Here is a 3,833-nt window from a genome sequence, read left to right on the forward strand (position 1 = left end):
TATCCGCCCGACGCTGAACCTGACCGCCGCCATCTACCAGCTTGACCGCACCAACACCCGCGCGGCCGACCCCAATGACCCCGCACGGACGGTGCTCACGGGCGCGCAGCGCAGCAAAGGGCTCGAACTCGGCCTTAGCGGCGCGATCACACCCCAGTGGCAGATCAGCGCGGGCTATGCGCTGCAGGACGCGACAATTCGCAAAACGACGAGTGCCGCCCCGGCCGGGCGCGAGGTTCCGCTGGTTCCCAAACAGCAGGCTTCGCTGTGGACCCGCTACGACCTCACCCCTCGCCTTGGGGCCGGGGTCGGGGTCTATCACCAGTCGAGGAGCTTCACGTCCATCAGCAACACCGCCATCCTGCCCGCCTTCACCCGCGTCGATGCCGCCGCATTCTTCAAGCTCACCCCCCAGATCGAGGCGCAAATCAACGTCGAGAACCTCCTCAACAGCAACTATTTCTCGTCCGCCTACAACGACAACAACATCATGCCCGGTGCGCCGATGACAGTGCGAGCGACGGTTAGAATGAGCTTTTAGACAAGGCGCCGGAGAGATGGATGTGAACACAGAGCGCGTAATCGAAGGCGCTGTGACGGGCGCGGCGGCGGGGTTGGTGGCCTCGTGGGTAATGTCCGAGTTCCACGAAGCCTGGAAAGCCGCTTCGGGCGATAGGGATGTCGGAGACGAGCCCAACACCGTCAAGGTGGCCGACGCTGTAACGGAAGCTACCGTAGGGAAACCGGTACCGGAGGGATATCGTGAGCCTGCGGGAGCAGCTGTTCATTACGGCTTTGGGGTGTTTCTCGGCGCTCTCTACGGAGCCGCGGTGGAGGTTCGCCCAGAGACCAGCGCTGGGTTCGGAACCGCCTACGGAGCGGCGGTGTCGCTGGTCGCCGACGAGATGGCGATGCCGGCGTTGGGCTTTAGTCCCCCCGCTTCGGAGGTCGCGGCTTCGACGCACCTGCGCGGCTTTGTCTCGCACCTAGTTTTCGGCGTGGCTCTCGAAGTGGCGCGGAGGCTCCTAATTGCGGGTGTCAGAGCAAAGATTGCCTAAAGCCGCACGCCCGCGACCTTCTCCGTACTCTTGCGTGTCAGACGCGTTGTCACTCTTCAGAAGTGACAACGGCGCGGTGGCCCGCGCCGTTGTGCATCCTAGTGGTTGTAACCATGCTCGTTGTACCGGCGCGCGTCGCGACGCGCATGACGTACTTCCCGGCGGTAGTCCCGACGGGCGTGCCGGTTCGAGGCGTAGCCATAGTTGCCGTAATTGGAATAACCGTTACCGTAACTGCTATGCCCTTGGCCTTGGTAAGAGCCGTAACTTCGGCCGTGACCCTGCGGTTCAACATAGCCATAGCCTTGGCTGTAGTAGCTCTGGTTCTGATACCCATGGCCGTTGGATTGGCCGGCATGGGCCGGCGGTTCGGCGAGGGCCGGTGCGGCTACGATGAGTGCCAATCCGGCGATCGCGAGCTTGAACATGTTCCTTCTCCACAACTACGCTCGTCGTACCGCGAGTGGCCGATCGGGCTGGAGAGATGTGTGCGCCGAACGTGCTGAACCGGGTTTGAATAGTCTCGGCAGCTCGCGTGAAGACGGGACGGAAGCACCTTACGCCGGGAACTCGTCTCAGCTCGGAAGTCGAAGCTTACCAGGCGCGCGGAGCCGTCCGCGGCACCCTTTTGCCCCTTTCCCCCATATCCTAAGCCGTTTCCCTCTCGCTGTCCTGCGGGCTTAAAGTCGGCTCCGCGGTCCGGCTTATGTACCTGATCCGGTGGCGGGCACCGGACGGGCTTTCCAGAGTCTTCGGGACAAACCCAGGCTGAGCACGACGGCGAATGCCGCCAGAACGCCGGGAAAGACGAACGACGCGACCCTCACCGTCAGGCCGGACTCTAGCTCCAGCTGGAGGAAAAGACGGCGGTCAGGGCATTTGAAATGTGGGGCGTCAAGGATTGCTCGGGCGCTTTTCGCAGGGTAAGTGCCGTCCCCTCAACGAGCTACCAGGCTCGACTCGGTGACGCGCTCATCCGTGCCCGCGCAATTTGAACGCTAACGTCATCGGAAATAGCAAACATCGCGCCGTCGCCCCAGCCCGTTCACTGGCCTCAGGCCGGCCTTGGGGGTGGGTTGATATCAAGGCGTGGCCGCCCGATTGGGCCGCCCTCATCGTTCTGAACGGGGGTTCTGCGACGGCGAGGCCGCGGAACCGCATCGATTGCCGGTCTGCGTGTCATCCGACCGATTTTGACCTCCCATAAAACAGGGAATTCGAACAGCGGGACGCGTTTGCCCGGCCTGTCTAGCGAGCTGCGAGCGATTGGACGCAATGGAAGAGTGCGCAGCCGCGTCCGGGGGGTGTGTGACATTCGCTCGCTTCGGACTCGAGGGGTGTTCACCGGCCGTGCGTAATGGATGTGAGGACGGCGGAGGAATGAACATGGACATGAATTTAGACAGCGCGTTGCGCCGCCTTGCCGAGCAACCGCTTCATCCACGGCTTGCTGAACTGGAAGGCGATGTCATGCGGTTGATCGCGGCGGAGCGGCGCGCGGGCGGCGGAGTTACGCTGCGATCCGGCATGCTGGCAGCGCTAGGCGCAGTCGCCTTGGGAGTGGTGGGCGGCGGATTGTCGTCCGCAGCGACGACTGCGCAGGTGCCGACGCTAACACCCTTCGGGCCTGCCATGCCGCTAGCGCCTTCGACCTTACTCGCGTTCCAGTGACGAGCGGCGCCCGGAGGACGATGCTGATCGCCATCGTCGCGTTCGTGGCGGCGGTCGCAGGCGTGTGGGCTGGACGTGAGTTATTCCCCTCCCCGCCAAGCCCGGGCGTTGAGCTTCACAGCTTGCTCCACGACGGGCTCGAGCTGGACGAAGCTCAACAGACCAAGCTCCAGATGCTGGAGTCTCACTTCACCGTTCGAAGGCGTGCCTTGGAGCTGGAACTCAGAGCCGACAACGCCCGGCTCGCCGCCGCCATCGAGGCCGAACATGGTAACGGGCCGCAGGTCGCGGCCGCCGTCGATCGTTCGCACGGCGCGATGGGTGAGCTCCAGAAGGAGACGTTGAACCATATGTTCGCGATGCGGCAGATCCTGCGGCCCGACCAGGCGAGGACGTTTGACCGCGCGGTGGTGAAGGCGCTGACCGCAGACGCGCGGTGAGCCTTGATCTCGCGGCCTGCACGGACGGCGAACTCGCCGCCTTGACGCTCGCCGGACGTCAGGCTGCGTTCGCTGAGATCATGCGGCGGCACCAAAGACCGGTCTACCGCCTGATCCGCTCGCATATCGGCGACGCCGAAGAGGCGCTTGACCTCACTCAGGAATGCTTCGTGGCCGCCTTTCAGAACTTGCGAAAGTATGACGGAGATCGGCCGCTCGCTGCGTGGCTGACCCGCGTGGCGATCAACAAGAGCCGCGACTGGCACAGGCGGCGGCGCATACGCCAGATACTATCGTTCGCCTCTTCGCTGCCGCCCGACACCATGGAGAGTGAGCGGGACGAGGCGCCGGGTGCCGACGCCATCACCTTCGATCGCGCAGAGCTTGCGCGGCTTTCGCGCGCGGTGTCCGAGCTGCCGGCCACGCTCAAGGAGACGCTTTTGCTGCGGACCGTGGAGGGCTTGTCCCAGGCGGAAACCGCCGCCGCGCTGGGGATCAGCGGAAAGGCCGTGGAGACGCGGCTCCGGCGTGCGCGTGAAAGATTATCGAAAATTCTCGACTTCGCGTGAGGGGATGAGCCTATTTGCGCGTAATGAAAGATAAGGTCGGCGCCCCCCCCCCCCCCCCCCCCCCCCCCCCCCCCCCCCCCCCCACGCGCCCCCGG

6 protein-coding genes are annotated in these 3,833 nt (G+C 64.4%); 5 read left to right on the forward strand and 1 reads right to left on the reverse strand.

All coding sequences use genetic code 11. The features are described 5' to 3' along the window. Positions 1-541 (forward strand): TonB-dependent receptor (locus WC585_RS17145; RefSeq protein ID WP_373259218.1); only part of this gene is annotated, 541 nt, incomplete at its 5' end. A 16-nt stretch (positions 542-557) separates the two neighbouring features. After that, complete coding sequence (locus WC585_RS17150; RefSeq protein ID WP_066551370.1) at positions 558-1,058, forward strand: DUF1440 domain-containing protein; 501 nt, start codon at positions 558-560, stop codon at positions 1,056-1,058. Between the two features lie 98 nt (positions 1,059-1,156). On the opposite strand, the gene WC585_RS17155 is transcribed toward WC585_RS17150, so the two are convergent. Then, positions 1,157-1,486 carry a hypothetical protein gene (locus WC585_RS17155; RefSeq protein WP_125458964.1) on the reverse strand — a complete coding sequence of 110 codons (330 nt, stop codon included), beginning with the start codon at positions 1,484-1,486 and terminating at the stop codon, positions 1,157-1,159. Positions 1,487-2,438: 952 nt separating this feature from the next. Here WC585_RS17155 and WC585_RS17160 point away from each other — a divergent pair. Genes WC585_RS17160 through WC585_RS17170 form a run of 3 tightly spaced genes read left to right on the forward strand, consistent with a single transcriptional unit; the run spans position 2,439 to position 3,738 of the window. Beyond that, on the forward strand, positions 2,439-2,729 hold the full coding sequence (locus WC585_RS17160; RefSeq protein WP_231727568.1) for a hypothetical protein: 291 nt from the start codon (positions 2,439-2,441) through the stop codon (positions 2,727-2,729). Positions 2,730-2,749: 20 nt separating this feature from the next. Next, positions 2,750-3,169, forward strand: a complete 420-nt coding sequence (locus WC585_RS17165; RefSeq protein ID WP_030541565.1) for a periplasmic heavy metal sensor — start codon at positions 2,750-2,752, stop codon at positions 3,167-3,169. Further along, on the forward strand, positions 3,166-3,738 hold the full coding sequence (locus tag WC585_RS17170; RefSeq protein WP_004212943.1) for an RNA polymerase sigma factor: 573 nt from the start codon (positions 3,166-3,168) through the stop codon (positions 3,736-3,738). The genes WC585_RS17165 and WC585_RS17170 overlap by 4 nt, the downstream gene beginning before the upstream one ends. The last annotated feature ends 95 nt before the right edge of the window (positions 3,739-3,833 follow it).

Source organism: Brevundimonas sp., assembly GCF_041648055.1.
Taxonomy (GTDB): domain Bacteria; phylum Pseudomonadota; class Alphaproteobacteria; order Caulobacterales; family Caulobacteraceae; genus Brevundimonas.